This is a genomic window from Xenorhabdus aichiensis, assembly GCF_028598775.1.
Taxonomy (GTDB): Bacteria; Pseudomonadota; Gammaproteobacteria; order Enterobacterales; family Enterobacteriaceae; genus Xenorhabdus; species Xenorhabdus bovienii.
This window is the reverse complement of record NZ_JAQRFO010000002.1, coordinates 141,693-156,766: the sequence shown is the minus strand read 5'-3', so window position 1 is coordinate 156,766 and position 15,074 is coordinate 141,693. Positions and strand designations below refer to the sequence as shown.

Annotated in this window: 11 protein-coding genes; 7 read left to right on the top strand and 4 right to left on the bottom strand. The window is 46.2% G+C overall.

The window, feature by feature from the left end:
• Positions 1 to 39: 39 nt before the first annotated feature.
• On the top strand, positions 40 to 2,979 hold the full coding sequence (locus tag PSI22_RS02020) for an RHS repeat-associated core domain-containing protein (RefSeq protein ID WP_273578234.1): 2,940 nt from the start codon (positions 40 to 42) through the stop codon (positions 2,977 to 2,979).
• 117 nt (positions 2,980 to 3,096) lie between these two features.
• Here PSI22_RS02020 and gyrB read toward each other — a convergent pair whose 3' ends face one another.
• Genes gyrB through dnaA form a run of 4 tightly spaced genes read right to left on the bottom strand, consistent with a single transcriptional unit; the run spans position 3,097 to position 9,132 of the window.
• Positions 3,097 to 5,511: a DNA topoisomerase (ATP-hydrolyzing) subunit B gene (gene gyrB, locus PSI22_RS02015; protein ID WP_273578232.1), complete on the bottom strand. Its 2,415-nt coding sequence runs from the start codon at positions 5,509 to 5,511 to the stop codon at positions 3,097 to 3,099.
• Positions 5,512 to 5,529: 18 nt separating this feature from the next.
• On the bottom strand, positions 5,530 to 6,621 hold the full coding sequence (gene recF / locus PSI22_RS02010) for a DNA replication/repair protein RecF (protein WP_273578301.1): 1,092 nt from the start codon (positions 6,619 to 6,621) through the stop codon (positions 5,530 to 5,532).
• A gap of 17 nt (positions 6,622 to 6,638) precedes the next feature.
• A complete protein-coding gene (gene dnaN, locus PSI22_RS02005) occupies positions 6,639 to 7,739 on the bottom strand; it encodes a DNA polymerase III subunit beta (protein ID WP_046335467.1) in 1,101 nt (366 codons plus the stop codon).
• Between the two features lie 4 nt (positions 7,740 to 7,743).
• On the bottom strand, positions 7,744 to 9,132 hold the full coding sequence (gene dnaA / locus PSI22_RS02000; RefSeq protein WP_012986629.1) for a chromosomal replication initiator protein DnaA: 1,389 nt from the start codon (positions 9,130 to 9,132) through the stop codon (positions 7,744 to 7,746).
• Positions 9,133 to 9,855: 723 nt separating this feature from the next.
• Here dnaA and rpmH point away from each other — a divergent pair.
• From rpmH to PSI22_RS01970, 6 genes are all read left to right on the top strand, one after another.
• A complete protein-coding gene (gene rpmH, locus PSI22_RS01995) occupies positions 9,856 to 9,996 on the top strand; it encodes a 50S ribosomal protein L34 (RefSeq protein ID WP_012990648.1) in 141 nt (46 codons plus the stop codon).
• A gap of 18 nt (positions 9,997 to 10,014) precedes the next feature.
• Positions 10,015 to 10,374, top strand: coding sequence for a ribonuclease P protein component (gene rnpA, locus PSI22_RS01990; protein ID WP_038196844.1), 360 nt, complete (start codon positions 10,015 to 10,017; stop codon positions 10,372 to 10,374).
• On the top strand, positions 10,338 to 10,598 hold the full coding sequence (yidD, locus tag PSI22_RS01985) for a membrane protein insertion efficiency factor YidD (protein ID WP_038180719.1): 261 nt from the start codon (positions 10,338 to 10,340) through the stop codon (positions 10,596 to 10,598). The genes rnpA and yidD overlap by 37 nt, the downstream gene beginning before the upstream one ends.
• A gap of 2 nt (positions 10,599 to 10,600) precedes the next feature.
• Positions 10,601 to 12,214 (top strand): membrane protein insertase YidC, encoded by a 1,614-nt coding sequence (yidC, locus tag PSI22_RS01980; RefSeq protein WP_038216444.1) that lies wholly within the window; start codon positions 10,601 to 10,603, stop codon positions 12,212 to 12,214.
• Between the two features lie 77 nt (positions 12,215 to 12,291).
• The gene (gene mnmE, locus PSI22_RS01975) at positions 12,292 to 13,656 is read left to right on the top strand and encodes a tRNA uridine-5-carboxymethylaminomethyl(34) synthesis GTPase MnmE (RefSeq protein WP_273578224.1); all 1,365 of its coding nucleotides are present in this window, start codon (positions 12,292 to 12,294) and stop codon (positions 13,654 to 13,656) included.
• Positions 13,657 to 14,593: 937 nt separating this feature from the next.
• Positions 14,594 to 15,055 (top strand): acyl carrier protein, encoded by a 462-nt coding sequence (locus PSI22_RS01970; RefSeq protein ID WP_273578223.1) that lies wholly within the window; start codon positions 14,594 to 14,596, stop codon positions 15,053 to 15,055.
• The last annotated feature ends 19 nt before the right edge of the window (positions 15,056 to 15,074 follow it).

Here is a 15,074-nt window from a genome sequence, read left to right as displayed (position 1 = left end):
TAGTTTAGCTTGTGGGACATGGGGTTGCGGAGCATGGACATGATAAATAAAAACTTTCAGGTTCACCACAAAACGCCAGTAGTCACCGTGCAGGATAACCGGATGTTGACTGTGCGTGATATCCATTACCATTGTCATCCTGACCAGCCAGATCACATCGATGATCGTATCACTCGCTACCAGTTTAACGCCCACGGCAGATTGAGCACGAGTATTGATCCGCGCCTGGCTGAATTGCAGCAGTCGAACCAAGCGATTAATCCCAATTTTACTTATTTCTCCTCTCTCACTGGTGATGTCCTACGTACTGATAGTGTCGATGCGGGTACTGCCATCACGTTAAACGATATCGAAGGTCGGCCGATATTCAGCGTTAATGCGACCAGCGTGACTCGTCGTTGGCAATATGAAAAGCCCTCTCATATAGGACGTCTGTTGAGTATTACCGAACAACAACAAGGGCAAGCTGTACAGGTGACAGAACGTTTTGTCTGGGCCGGCAATAGCCCGAGTGAACAAGCGTTCAACCTGACTGGCCAGTGCGTCCGCCACTATGACACTGCCGGTATGCTCCAGACCAACAGCATTGCGCTGACAGGTATCCCGCTATCGACTGCACGCCAGTTATTGCCTGAGGGAAGTGTTGTGGACTGGCGAGGTGACAGTGAGCCAGACTGGAAAGATCAGTTGGTTCCAGAAGCGTTTACAACCACCTGTACCACAAATGCGACGGGGACGGTGCTTACTCAGACCGATACTAAAGGCAACAGACAACGATTAGCCTATGATGTGGCGGGTTTACTCTATGGTAGCTGGCTGACAATGAAAGGTGCTTCAGAGCAGGTCATCATTAAATCGCTGACTTATTCTGCTGCTGGCCATAAGCTGCGGGAAGAACATGGCAACGGGATAGTGACCACCTACTTGTATGAACCAAAGACACTGCGTCTGGTGGCTATCAAGACTGAACGCCCGGAAAAACATGTCGCTGGGGCAAAAGTGTTGCAGGATTTGCGTTATGAATACGACCCTGTGGGTAATGTGGTAAGTCTCTGCAATGATACAGAGGCTACCCGCTTTTGGCGCAATCAGAAGGTAGATGCTAAAGCGACTTATGTTTACGACAGTCTGTATCAATTGGTCAGTGCGAGCGGACGTGAGATGGCCAATATTGGGCAGCAGACTAATCAATTACCGACACCGATTATTCCCCTGGGCACTGACAGCAGCACTTACACTAACTACACCCGCACTTACACGTATGACCGTGGTAACAATCTAACCCAGATACGCCACAGCGCACCGGCAACCGGTAACAACTACACTACTGCTATTACTGTCTCCGAACGTAATAACCATGCCGTACTCAGCACACTGACAGACATACCATCAAAAGTAGATACTTTTTTTGATAAGTCAGGGTCTCAACTGCAATTAATGCCAGGGCAGAGATTGGATTGGACGATGAGGGGGGAGTTGCAACAAGTGACACGGGTAAATCGATTGTCTGGTCAACCAGACAGGGAAAGTTATCTTTATGATGGCAATAATCAGCGTGTGGTGAAAGTCAGTACGCAGCAGACTGGTGGCAGCCAACAGCAACAGCGGGTGCTTTATCTGCCGGAGCTGGAGCTGCGCACCACAAAAAACGGCGATGTGGAAAAGGAAATACTTCAAATCATTAAGGTCGGTGAGGCGGGGCGGGCGCAAGTGCAGGTATTGCATTGGGAAAGCGGCAAACCGGATGCGCTCAGTAACAACCAGATACGCTACAGCTACGATAATCTGGTGGGGAGCAGCGGACTGGAAGTGGACGGTGACGGGCAGATCATCAGCTTGGAAGAATACTATCCGTATGGCGGCACGGCGGTGTGGACAGCCAGAAGCCAGACAGAAGCGGACTACAAAACTATCCGATATTCGGGCAAGGAGCGGGATGCAACGGGGTTGTACTACTATGGATACCGTTATTACCAACCGTGGACAGCGCGTTGGTTAAGTGCCGATCCTGCGGGGACAGTGGACGGGCTGAACCTGTTTCGAATGGTGAGAAATAACCCTATTACATTATTTGATCCGACTGGAAACCTTCCCATAAATCATAATGAGTTACCTGCGGAGACTAAGTTATCTCAGATAGCAATGCTGGGCAGCCATGACGCAGGCACTTATGCCTACAGTAGGGCAAAAAGCGGATTCTCAATGAGTTTAGGAGCACTATTGCCCCGAGCATTTAAAACTCAAAATCTAACCTTGAAGGAGCAAGCAGAAGCGGGTGCTAGGTACTTCGATATTCGAGTAGCACAGCGCAAAGATGGTTCATTTGGTTTTTTCCATGGCCCTAGCGTTGCAGGAGGTGATGCCACTGCCGATGTTAAGGCACTATTGGAGCATGCAGGAAAAGATACTAATAATTTCTATTTGCTCAAAATGGTATTTAAAGGGGAAGGAAAGAAGAAAGCAACGTCTAGAACATCGGCTTCAGATACATTTTTACCGGATGTACTCACTGCCCACCGTAATAATCTTATTACACCTGATGATACATCGAGTTTAGGTGAAGCAACGGTTGATTTACTGAGTAAAGGAAAAAACATAGGGCTTATGGTTCATGGCTATGATGGAACTGAGTCCCATTGGAAATACAAAGAACAAGTTCATACTCAGTGGGCTAATAGAGCGAGCGCAACGGAGACAGCCGAGTTTTTGAGTGAGTATCATGCAACCCCAGCGCCTGACGGCCAGCTTAATGTTATTCAAACGAATATTCCATTTGCCTCTCCTGGGCGTGGGCAATTGACTTCAGGGGTAAAACGTTACTTATCTAAAAATAAGGGCATTTTGGCTGATGCTGTCGATAAGATCCCTCATGCGGGAATAATTAGTGGGGATTATATCGGGAGTGAGCATGGGGCAAGTTCAAGATTTATAAAAACGATTGAATCACATAATCAAAGCCTAATGAGTACGCGCTTATAAGGTAAGCAAACAATAAAGAACCGATAAAATAAATCTGACTCACCTTGTGTTGCAAGGTGAGTCAGATTAAGACTTTTTGTATCCCAGATAGCGGAAAACTATCTGGGATAAGGACGATTAAATATCAATATTCGCGGCTTTCAGGGCATTCTCTTCGATAAATGCACGGCGAGGTTCAACCGCATCTCCCATCAGAGTCGTAAACAGCAGATCGGTAGCAATGGCATCCTTCACTGTTACACGCATCATACGGCGGGTTTCTGGGTTCATGGTGGTTTCCCACAATTGATCAGGGTTCATTTCTCCCAGACCTTTATAGCGTTGGATGGAAAGGCCACGGCGTGATTCTTTACTCAGCCATTCTAATGCCTGTTCAAAGTTACTCACGGGTTGACGACGTTCGCCACGTTCAATGTATGCATCTTCTTCAATCAGGTTGCCAATCAATTCTCCCAGCTTGGTGATGCGGCGGTATTCGCCCCCGTGGATGAAATCGAAATCCAGATTGTAGTTGGTATCAACGCCATGTGTACGGATACACAGAACGGGTTCATAAATCTGACGCTCACGGTTCTCATGGATTTGATAGCTATAAGTGCTGCCATGCTGCTCTTTATCATTTAGACGAATAGCCAGCGTACTCACCCATTCTTCCACTTTTGCCTGATCGTTCAAGGCATCTTCGGTCAGTGTCGGGTGGTAAATCAGATTATTCAGTAAAGCCTGCGGATACAGGCGTTCCATGCGTTTAATGATTTTGTTACTGGCATTGAACTCAGTGACCAGTTTTTCCAACGCTTCGCCTTTCAGTGCTGGCGCGTGCTGATTGGTGTAGAGAGATGCTCCATCCAGTGCAATCGACATCTGGTAGGCTTCCATGGCATCGTCATCTTTGATGTATTGCTCTTGTTTGCCTTTTTTCACTTTGTACAGAGGTGGCTGGGCGATATAGACATAGCCACGCTCAATGATCTCAGGCATCTGGCGGTAGAAGAACGTCAGCAGCAGGGTACGGATGTGGGAACCATCGACATCGGCGTCGGTCATGATGATAATGCTGTGATAACGCAGTTTGTCCGGGTTGTATTCATCACGGCCAATACCGCAGCCCAGTGCGGTGATTAACGTTGCGACTTCCTGTGAAGACAACATCTTGTCAAAACGCGCTTTTTCAACGTTCAGGATCTTACCTTTTAGTGGTAGGATCGCCTGATTTTTACGGTTGCGCCCCTGTTTTGCTGACCCTCCCGCAGAATCACCCTCCACCAGGTAGAGTTCGGACAGAGCAGGATCACGCTCCTGACAGTCAGCCAGTTTGCCCGGCAGACCTGCCAGATCCAGTGCGCCTTTGCGGCGGGTCATTTCACGGGCTTTACGCGCCGCTTCACGGGCACGAGCGGCATCAATGATTTTGCCGACGACCGTTTTGGCATCGTTCGGGTTTTCCAGCAGGTATTCTACCAGCTTCTCATTCATCTGGGTTTCAACCGCCGTCTTCACTTCAGAAGAAACCAGCTTGTCTTTAGTCTGAGAAGAGAATTTCGGATCAGGGACTTTGACGGAAATAACTGCAATCAAGCCTTCGCGGGCATCATCACCCGTGGCGTTAACTTTGGATTTTTTGTTGTAACCCTCTTTATCCATGTAGCTGTTGAGGGTACGAGTCATCGCGGCACGGAAACCAACCAAGTGGGCTCCCCCATCGCGCTGAGGAATGTTGTTGGTGAAACAGTAAATGTTTTCCTGAAAACCGTCATTCCACTGCATGGAAATTTCCACGCCGATACCGTCTTTTTCCGTGGAAAAATAGAAGACATTAGGGTGAATAGGCGTTTTATTGCGGCTCAGGAATTCAACAAACGCCTTGATACCACCTTCATAATGGAAATGGTCTTCTGCATTAGTGCGTCTGTCGACTAAACGGATAGAAACGCCGGAGTTCAGGAATGACAGCTCGCGCAGGCGTTTCGCCAGAATATCATATTCGAATTCGGTGTTGAGCTTGAACGTGTCCATACTTGGCCAGAAACGGACAGTTGTCCCAGTCTGCTCAGTATCTCCGACCATTTTCAACGGTGCCTGTGGAACCCCATGCTGGTAGGTTTGTTCGTGGACTTTGCCGTCACGACGGATAGTCAGTTCCAGTTTTTCAGATAAGGCGTTAACAACAGAAACCCCTACACCATGCAGACCGCCGGAAACTTTATAGGAGTTGTCATCGAATTTACCCCCCGCATGCAGCACGGTCATGATGACTTCCGCTGCTGAAACACCTTCTTCTTCGTGTATGCCGGTAGGAATACCGCGGCCATCATCCTGAACAGAAACAGAGTTATCTGTATGGATGGTGACAAGTATTTTGTCACAATGACCTGCGAGGGCTTCGTCGATAGCGTTGTCAACAACCTCGAAGACCATGTGGTGCAGGCCGGTACCATCATCGGTATCACCGATATACATGCCTGGACGTTTACGGACGGCATCCAGCCCTTTTAATACCTTGATACTTGAGGAGTCATATGTATTCGACATCAACGTTTCTCGCTCATCTTAATCCTGTGGTTGAACCTCGATTTTGCCATGTTCTACGCGAAACATCCTGCTATTTACATCAATCATGTCTGTAACTTGCCCAGGCGTGATTGCACTGACAAATACCTGAGCCTGCGTAGATTTTAGACGCTCGGCTAACAGTTGACGACGGCCGGCATCCAGTTCAGAAGCAAAATCATCAAGCAGATACAGGCATTTTTGCCCGCTCTGTCGGGTGAAATATTCACCCTGCGCTAACCTCAACGCGCACATCAGTAATTTCAACTGACCACGGGAGAGCATATCTTCTACTGGTGTGCCGTCCACCCTGATCCGTAGATCGGCTTTATGGGGGCCGGAAGCGGTGTAGGTTAACGCTCTGTCGCGCTCGAATTGCCGCGCGAGCAGTTCTGCATATTCACTCTCTTTGTCCCAGCCCTGCTGGAAGCTGATGCTGAGGGTGAATTCAGGTAAAAATTGTTTGCAGGTTTTCTCGATATCTTCAGCAATACCTGCAATGTATTCAGCCCGCCATTGGCTTATTTCAGTCGCTAGCGGTGCAAGCTCGCGATCCCAGTGTTGGATTTGGCTATAGCGGGTCACTTGCCGCAATGCTGCATTTCGCTGTTTGAGCAGCCTTTTCAGGTTGACCCAGGCAGTAAAAAAACGCGGCTCATTGTGAAAGCAACCCCAGTCAATAAAAGCGCGGCGGTATTTGGGGCCCCCGTTTAGCAGCGTAAAACCTTCTGGCGTGATAAGTTGCATCGGCAGCATTTTTGCCAGTTCGGCAATTTTATGCCCGTCACTGCCATCGATCCTGACTTTGCTGTCACCCAGACGGTTTTTACTCAGCCCTACCGCCAAGATCCGTTCGTGGAATTGCTGTTCCAGCCGCCCATGAAGAATGAATTCTTCACAATCATGGCGGATCACCCTTCCCGCCTGAATGCTGCGAAAAGCACGCCCATGGCCCAATGTATAAATGGCTTCCAGTATACTTGTTTTACCACTGGCATTTGGCCCAACCAGAAAATTAAAACCGGTTGCCAAAGTCAGATCGGCATTCGCGATATTACGAAAATCGCGGATCAGCAAACGCGAGAGAATCATAAAATGAGTTAATGTGGTTACAGGCGCATAGGCATCACGACATAAGTCGCGGCCTGACTGGCTGAATTCTCTATTTTCACACTGGAGGTGGCATCCGTCAGCAAGAGACTTACTTGCTCGCATTTCAATGCATTCAGGACATCCAGCACATAGCTGACATTGAAGCCAATTTCCATTTCAGTGCCTTGGTAGCTGACATCAACGATCTCTTCCGCTTCTTCCTGTTCTGGGTTGTTTGCGGTAATCCTGAGTTGGTTTTCGCTTAAATAGATACGAACACCACGGAATTTTTCGTTGGATAAAATCGCCGCCCGTGAAAATGCCTGCTTAAGCACGTCACAATTTGCTTCCAGCGTTTTATCTGGGTTTTTGGGCAGTACGCGGCGGTAATCAGGAAAGCGCCCGTCCACCAGCTTGGATGTGAAGACGAAATCACCGACATGCGCGCGAATGTTATTGCTGCCAATCTGCAATTGCAGCGGGCTATCGCCGCCATCGAGCAGCCGCATCAATTCAATGACGCCTTTACGGGGAACGATCACCGAATGGGAAGGCAGGTTCTGGCCGATATTCATAGAGCAGACTGCCAGACGGTGGCCGTCAGTTGCAACGGTACGCAGCTCTTCCTCTTCGGTTTCAAACAGCATGCCGTTCAAGTAATAGCGCACATCCTGATGTGCCATTGAAAACTGGGTGGATTCAATCAGACGTTTCAGTGTTGCCTGTGGCAGAGAAAATTCGACTTCGCTCTGCCAGTCATCAAGATTAGGAAAGTCTGAAGCCGGCAGGGTAGACAGTGAAAAACGGCTGCGGCCAGAGCGAACCAGAATGCGATCGCCATCCAGTTCAACACTGATCTCCGCTCCGTCAGGCAACCCTCGCCAGATATCAAAAAATTTACGCGCGGGGATGGTTGTTGCGCCCTGTTCATGCGGCTGAGTCAGCGCAACCCGTGCCTTCATTTCCATTTCTAAATCGGTGCCTGTCAGCAACAGGGAACCTTCCGTCACCTGCAACAACAAGTTGCCCAAAATTGGCAGGGTAGGACGGCCACCCAAGGGGCTGCTAACCTGCTGTAAGGGTTTTAATAATTGCTCACGTTCAATGATAAATTTCATAGCGCTAGGAAGATAATGTTCTGATTAAGTTAGAAAAATCTTCTTTGATGTCATGACTTTCCTCACGCAGCTGTTCGATTTTACGACATGCGTGAAGAACTGTTGTATGGTCACGTCCACCAAAGGCATCCCCGATTTCAGGCAAACTGTGATTTGTCAGCTCTTTTGCCAGCGCCATTGCCATCTGTCTTGGGCGGGCAACGGAGCGTGAACGGCGTTTGGAAAGCAGATCAGCAACCTTGATTTTGTAATATTCAGCGACTGTTTTCTGAATATTATCAATAGTTACCAGCTTTTCCTGTAGAGCCAATAAGTCACGTAGTGCTTCGCGTACAAAATCAATGGTAATCGCCCGCCCGGTAAAATTGGCGTTGGCGATGACCCTGTTCAAAGCGCCTTCGAGCTCACGAACGTTGGATCGCAGGCGTTTGGCAATAAAGAAAGCCACTTCACCCGGTAACTGGATTTGGTTCTCGTCAGCTTTCTTCATTAGAATGGCAACGCGTGTTTCCAGTTCCGGTGGCTCGATGGCAACGGTCAGCCCCCAGCCAAAACGTGATTTTAACCGATCTTCGACGCCATTGATCTCTTTTGGATAGCGATCTGATGTCAGAATAATCTGTTGATTACCTTCCAGCAGAGCATTGAACGTGTGAAAGAATTCTTCTTGGGATCGCTCTTTATTCGCAAAAAATTGAATATCATCGATCAGCAGGGCATCCACTGAGCGATAATAACGTTTAAATTCTTCTATCGCATTGTTCTGTAAAGCTTTTACCATATCCTGAACAAAACGTTCAGAATGCATGTACACCACTTTTGCATTGGCTTTGCGTGCCATGATGCTATTGCCGACGGCATGCAAAAGGTGAGTTTTACCCAACCCGGTGCCGCCATAGAGGAACAGCGGATTGTATGCGCCCCCCGGATTATCGGCAACTTGTCGGGCTGCCGCTCTGGCGAGTTGGTTGGATTTACCTTCAACAAAGTTATCGAACGTATGTTTTGGGTTCACATTGGAACGATAGGATAACTCTGGCTGGGCTTTTGCATTATCCCAGCTTGGGCGTACAGATAAACTGGACGGCGCAGTAGCTATCGGCATGTTGGCAATGATTTTCTGAGATGTAGACTGGTTCGGTGAAACAGGCTTATTACCGACTTCAAAACGCAGTAACGGTACTTCAGGGCCACAGAAATCATTTAATAACAAATTGATATTGTTGATATATTTCTCTCTTACCCAATCCAGCACGAAACGGTTGGGGGCATAGAGAGCCAAAGTGTTATCACTCAGTTCTGCCTGAAGGGGTCGTATCCACATACTGAATTCTGTGGCAGGTAACTCATCCTGCAATCGGGCAAGACATTGCTGCCAAAGCGAAAGTGACACGGCGAACTCCCCTAAAACAAGACTAATAAAAGAAATCGGAATAATAGATACGTTATACTGGGTACAAGGCGTCATTCCCCGATGATGAGGAAGGTCGCATGTACCTTGTGGCGATTTTTACTATCATCGCTCCCCAACGATCCGCATAGTGAGATCGGGATCGGTGATCATAACGCAAAAGACGGCATAGATCCTCATTCTTTTACACAGCTTTGACGCTTTTTATCCACAGGGAGATCGCCACGCTTTGGCACTTGCAGAATATAAGGCCCGTAAAAGATACTGTAGTGTAATCATGGTATATAGCAAATTCCATTTATCTATCGTTTAAAATATAAAGTGAAAACAACATGATGATCACGATTAAGATGTAAGGATCGGTGTATGATCCTTGCGCTTTATTACACAGTCCGTATAATCTTGCACCCTGCGTGTTATGCCAACGATTTTTTTCCGGCTATGGCTGGTTAAGATTTGGGGTAAGCACCTCGGGTAGCAAAAGTCTGGTAATGTCTGGTTAAAGTAAAAAAAACCGACAGGAAAGCGGTCAGGCTCGCGTCATCTTAGATTGATGGATTGACTAGGGGTAGTACATTTTATTACAATCCTGCCTCTTTCTATATATTGATGTTGCGACTGAGGCATCGGTGTCTACTTATTTCTCACTGGTCGCCAACGAATTTGCTGAATCAGTAACAAATTTTAAGTTAGGTAGAAATCGCTATGAAACGCACTTTCCAACCGTCCGTACTGAAGCGTAACCGTACCCACGGCTTCCGCTCTCGTATGGCCACTAAAAATGGTCGTCAAGTTCTGGCTCGCCGTCGTGCGAAAGGCCGTACTCGTCTGACTGTTTCTAAGTAATAAAGCTAATCATACCACGTGGTTAAGCTCGCTTTTCCGAGGGAGTTACGTTTGTTAACTCCCGAGCATTTCACTTATGTTTTCCAGCAGCCACAACGGGCAAGCTCCGCAGAGATAACCATTCTTGGGCGCCTTAATGAGCTGGGGCATCCCCGCATCGGTCTAACCGTCGCCAAAAAAAATGTTAAACGCGCCCATGAGCGTAATCGTATCAAGCGATTGGCTCGTGAAAGTTTTCGTTTAAACCAGCATAAATTGCCTTCCATGGATTTTGTGGTTTTGGTGAGGAAAGGGGTTGCTGAGCTTGATAATCGTGAGCTAACGGAGGCGTTGGGCAAATTATGGCGTCGTCACTGTCGCTTGGTTCGCGGCTCTTGATTGCGATAATCAGGGGCTACCAGTTGGTGATCAGTCCACTGTTGGGGCCTCGCTGTCGTTTTCATCCTACCTGTTCTCAATATGGCATTGAGGCACTGCGCAGGTTTGGAATGATAAAAGGCAGTTGGTTAACAGTGAAACGCATATTAAAATGCCACCCCTTACACGAAGGTGGTGATGATCCTGTCCCACCTAAAAAAAACGAAGATAACAGAGAACATTAACGATGGATTCGCAACGCAATCTTCTTTTCATCGCTTTGCTGTTTGTTTCGTTCTTGGTCTGGCAGGCGTGGGAGAAAGATCAGAACCCACAACCAACGGCACAGATCACGCAACAAGCAAATACGCCGAGTAGCGAAGCAAGCAGTGGGCAAGGTAAACTGATCACCGTGAAAACGGATGTGCTTTCTTTGCACATTAATACCCGTGGCGGTGATATCGAAGAGGCTGATCTGCTGGCCTATCCTGATACCCTCGGTTCCAACAAACCATTCAAACTGCTCGAAAGCACCCCTGAGTTCATTTATCAGGCTCAAAGTGGATTAACTGGCACCAATGGCCCAGATAATCAAGCTGAACGCCCGTTTTACCACACCACTCAGGATAGCTACGTTTTGGCTGATGGTCAGAATGAGTTGCGTATTCCGATGACTTATACTGCACCAGATGGTGTTGTTTATGTCAAAACCTTCATTTTGAAACGCGGTAATTACGCGGTTTCTGTCGATTACAACATCGATAACGTAACTGACAAGCCGTTGCAGATGGCGTTCTTTGGTCAGTTGAAGCAGAGTGTTGAGCTGCCGAAAAGTCGTGATACTGGCAGCAGCAACTTTGCTCTGCATACTTATCGCGGTGCTGCTTATTCATCAGCTGAAGCAAAATACGAAAAATACAAATTCGGCGATATTGAAGATAAAGCGTTAGCCGTGACGACCAACGGTGGCTGGGTAGCGATGTTGCAGCAATATTTCGCCACTGCTTGGGTGCCGGGCGCAAACTCTACCAGCACGTTCTACACGATTGACCAGAAAAGCCAGAAAATGGCGATAATCGGGTACAAAGGTGAAACCGTCAATATCGCACCTAACAGCAAGCAGAATATCTCCTCTACTCTGTGGGTAGGTCCTGAAATCCAGGACAAAATGGCTGAAGTTGCTCCACATCTGGATCTGACCGTTGATTACGGCTGGTTGTGGTTTATTTCTCAGCCTCTGTTCAAGTTGCTGAAATTCCTGCATGAATTCATCGGTAACTGGGGCTTCTCCATCATTGCCATTACCTTTATCGTGCGCGGTATCATGTATCCGCTGACTAAGGCGCAATACACCTCCATGGCGAAAATGCGTCTGTTGCAGCCGAAAATTACGGCGATGCGTGAGCGTCATGGTGATGATCGTCAGCGCATGAGTCAGGAAATGATGGCGCTGTACAAAACAGAAAAAGTGAATCCACTGGGCGGCTGTCTGCCTCTGGTGATTCAGATGCCAATCTTCCTTGCGTTGTATTACATGCTGATGGGTTCTGTTGAGCTGCGTCATGCGCCATTCATTGGTTGGATTGAGGACTTGTCCGCACAAGACCCTTACTACATTCTGCCATTGCTGATGGGTGCGACCATGTTTGTGATCCAGAAACTGTCACCAACGACCGTAACCGACCCTATGCAGCAGAAGATCATGACTTACATGCCCGTAATGTTTACTGTCTTCTTCCTGTGGTTCCCGTCTGGTCTGGTGCTGTACTATATCGTCAGTAACTTGGTCACTATTATCCAGCAGCAGGTTATTTTCCGCAGTCTGGAAAAACGCGGCTTACATACCCGCGAAAAAAAGTAGATCTTTTAAAGAGCTAACTAGAAGGCGGTCATTGGCCGCCTTTATTATTTCAGTTGATTAGTAAAAGAGAGAGTTTCATGAATACCACCGATACGATAGTCGCTCAGGCCACTCCTCCGGGACGAGGCGGTGTAGGCATCCTGCGTATTTCTGGCCCTAAGGCGGCGGAAGTTGCTGAGGTGGTATTGGGCAAGTTGCCGAAACCCCGTTATGCGGATTACTTGCCCTTCCGTGATGTGGATGGAACTGTGCTGGATCAAGGCATCGCACTTTACTTCCCCGGCCCCAACTCTTTTACCGGCGAAGATGTGCTGGAACTTCAGGGGCACGGTGGGCCAGTCATTCTTGATCTGCTATTAAAACGTATTCTGACAATTTCTGCTGTGCGTATTGCCAATCCGGGTGAATTTTCTGAACGTGCATTTTTGAATGACAAACTCGACTTGGCACAGGCTGAGGCGATTGCGGATCTGATTGATGCCAGTTCTGAGCAAGCTGCCCGTTCAGCCATGAATTCTCTGCAAGGAACATTTTCCAATCATGTCCACCAAATGGTGGAAGCGCTTACTAACCTTCGTATCTACGTTGAAGCGGCGATTGATTTTCCTGATGAAGAAATTGATTTTCTTTCCGATGGCAAGATAGAAGCCAAGCTGGATGAAGTGATTGAAGAACTTGATCACGTCCGTTCACAGGCACGCCAGGGGAGTTTGTTGCGTGAAGGGATGAAAGTGGTTATCGCGGGACGGCCAAACGCGGGAAAATCCAGCCTGCTCAACGCATTGGCTGGCCGTGAAGCCGCGATTGTCACCGATATTGCAGGTACAACACGCGATGTTCTGCGCGAGCATATTCATATTGATGGAATGCCGCTGCATATTATTGATACGGCGGGGCTGCGCGAAGCGAGCGATGAAGTGGAACGCATTGGTATCGAACGCGCATGGCAGGAAATCGAGCAGGCGGATCGGGTGCTGTTTATGGTAGATAGCACGACCACGGATGCCGTTGAACCTGCGAAAATCTGGCCGGAATTTATGACAAAGCTGCCTGCATCACTGCCTGTTACCGTGATCCGCAATAAGACCGATATGACCGGAGAAGAAACCGGCGTATTAGAAGTAAGTGGTTACTCATTAATCCGCCTCTCTGCCCGTGAGGGGGAAGGTATTGATTTGCTGCGGGATCATCTAAAAGAGGCGATGGGTTTCAACAGCAATACCGAAGGGGGCTTCCTCGCCCGTCGCCGCCATTTACAGGCGTTGAATATGGCGGCAGAACATTTGCAGGAAGGCCATCAACAATTGGTTTTTGCCCGTTCAGGGGAATTGCTGGCGGAAGAATTGCGACTGGCGCAACAGGTATTGTGTGAAATTACCGGCGAATTTACTTCGGATGATTTGCTGGGACGGATTTTTTCGAGCTTTTGTATTGGGAAGTGAATGGGTAAAAAAATATCGGGTAACGTTCACTGAAGCTTATCAAATGTATATTTTGATGAGCTTTGCTAGGATTGGCTTATGCTCTTTCTCAGATAAATTGTCTACCTTATTTTGTATATTCAAAATAAACTACCATTGTATCCCCAGAAGAAAGTTGATGCTCTCCCGGACAGTACGCGTTCACCGTAATACCTGCACTAGCATATTCTTTGGCTGCACATCGGCTATTGCTTTAACTTGAACAATACCTGCCTTATTAAAATAAGGAAGAGCAATATCAATCGGTTTTTTTTAAAAAAATTAAACAATGTACAATTAGGACATATTGCGCTTTATTTAAATGCTTTTTCAGATTGATATCAATTCATTTCGATATGATATAGGAATTACATTCATTAAAGATTGAATCACCAGCAGTATATTCTATTGTTAATGAAATGATGCGATTTGGTTATATGAGCTGGGACGTTATTGATGATTTTTTTCATGACGATATACCAAACAAGACAGTTTATATTTTAATTAATTATAACTTGATTTCTTATTAATATAATTATAATAATTGGTATTATATCATATTTATTATAAGTAACAAATTAAATCCCATTGTAATATTTTATGTTAATATTACTAATTGATTGTTATTTAAAATAAAATGAATAAAATAACAATTTGTTATTATTGTTTTTTTATTCATTTATTTATTATTAATAATAATTATTCCATTATGATTTCATTTTAGAATAGTTACGTGTAATTATTATAAATCTCAATTTTTAAAAAAGAATATATTCTTTTTTTGTTTGTTATTGATTTAATTAATGGTGTTTTTATTTTTGTTTGTAGGGTTAGTTTTCTTATTTATTGACATGGTGGAATAGTTTGTGAGACTTTATTATTCCATTAAGTTAAATATACGTTTGTAGGCTAATATTATATGAAAAAATATGTATCTGCGGTATGTGAGGAATTATCCTCAATTCTCTTTGTTGAAGAAAATACTATTCATGAAAATTCTTCATTAATTAATGATTTGGGTGCGGATTCTTTAGATGTCATTGATTTATCATTTAATCTTGGTAAGAAATTTAAAATCACGATGCCGACAAAAAGTGTTTTTGCCCATGCTTATGAAGTTCTTTCCGAAGAGGTACTGAACCGGCTGTTAGCTGATGATACGCTTACTCAAGAAGGCAAAGGATTACTTGTTTATAGTTGTTATGATTATACACCGGAACAGTTGAATACCATTCATACTTTGGGTGATGTATTTGGTGAAACCAATGTTCACAATTGGGCTTCGTTATGTAAAGCCACTTACGAGTCGAATGGAAAAAATGCGGATGAGATTATCCTGGAAGAAATAGAAAAATATTGTTCAGAAATGTTAATTAAATAATAAGGTTCTTAATTTATGA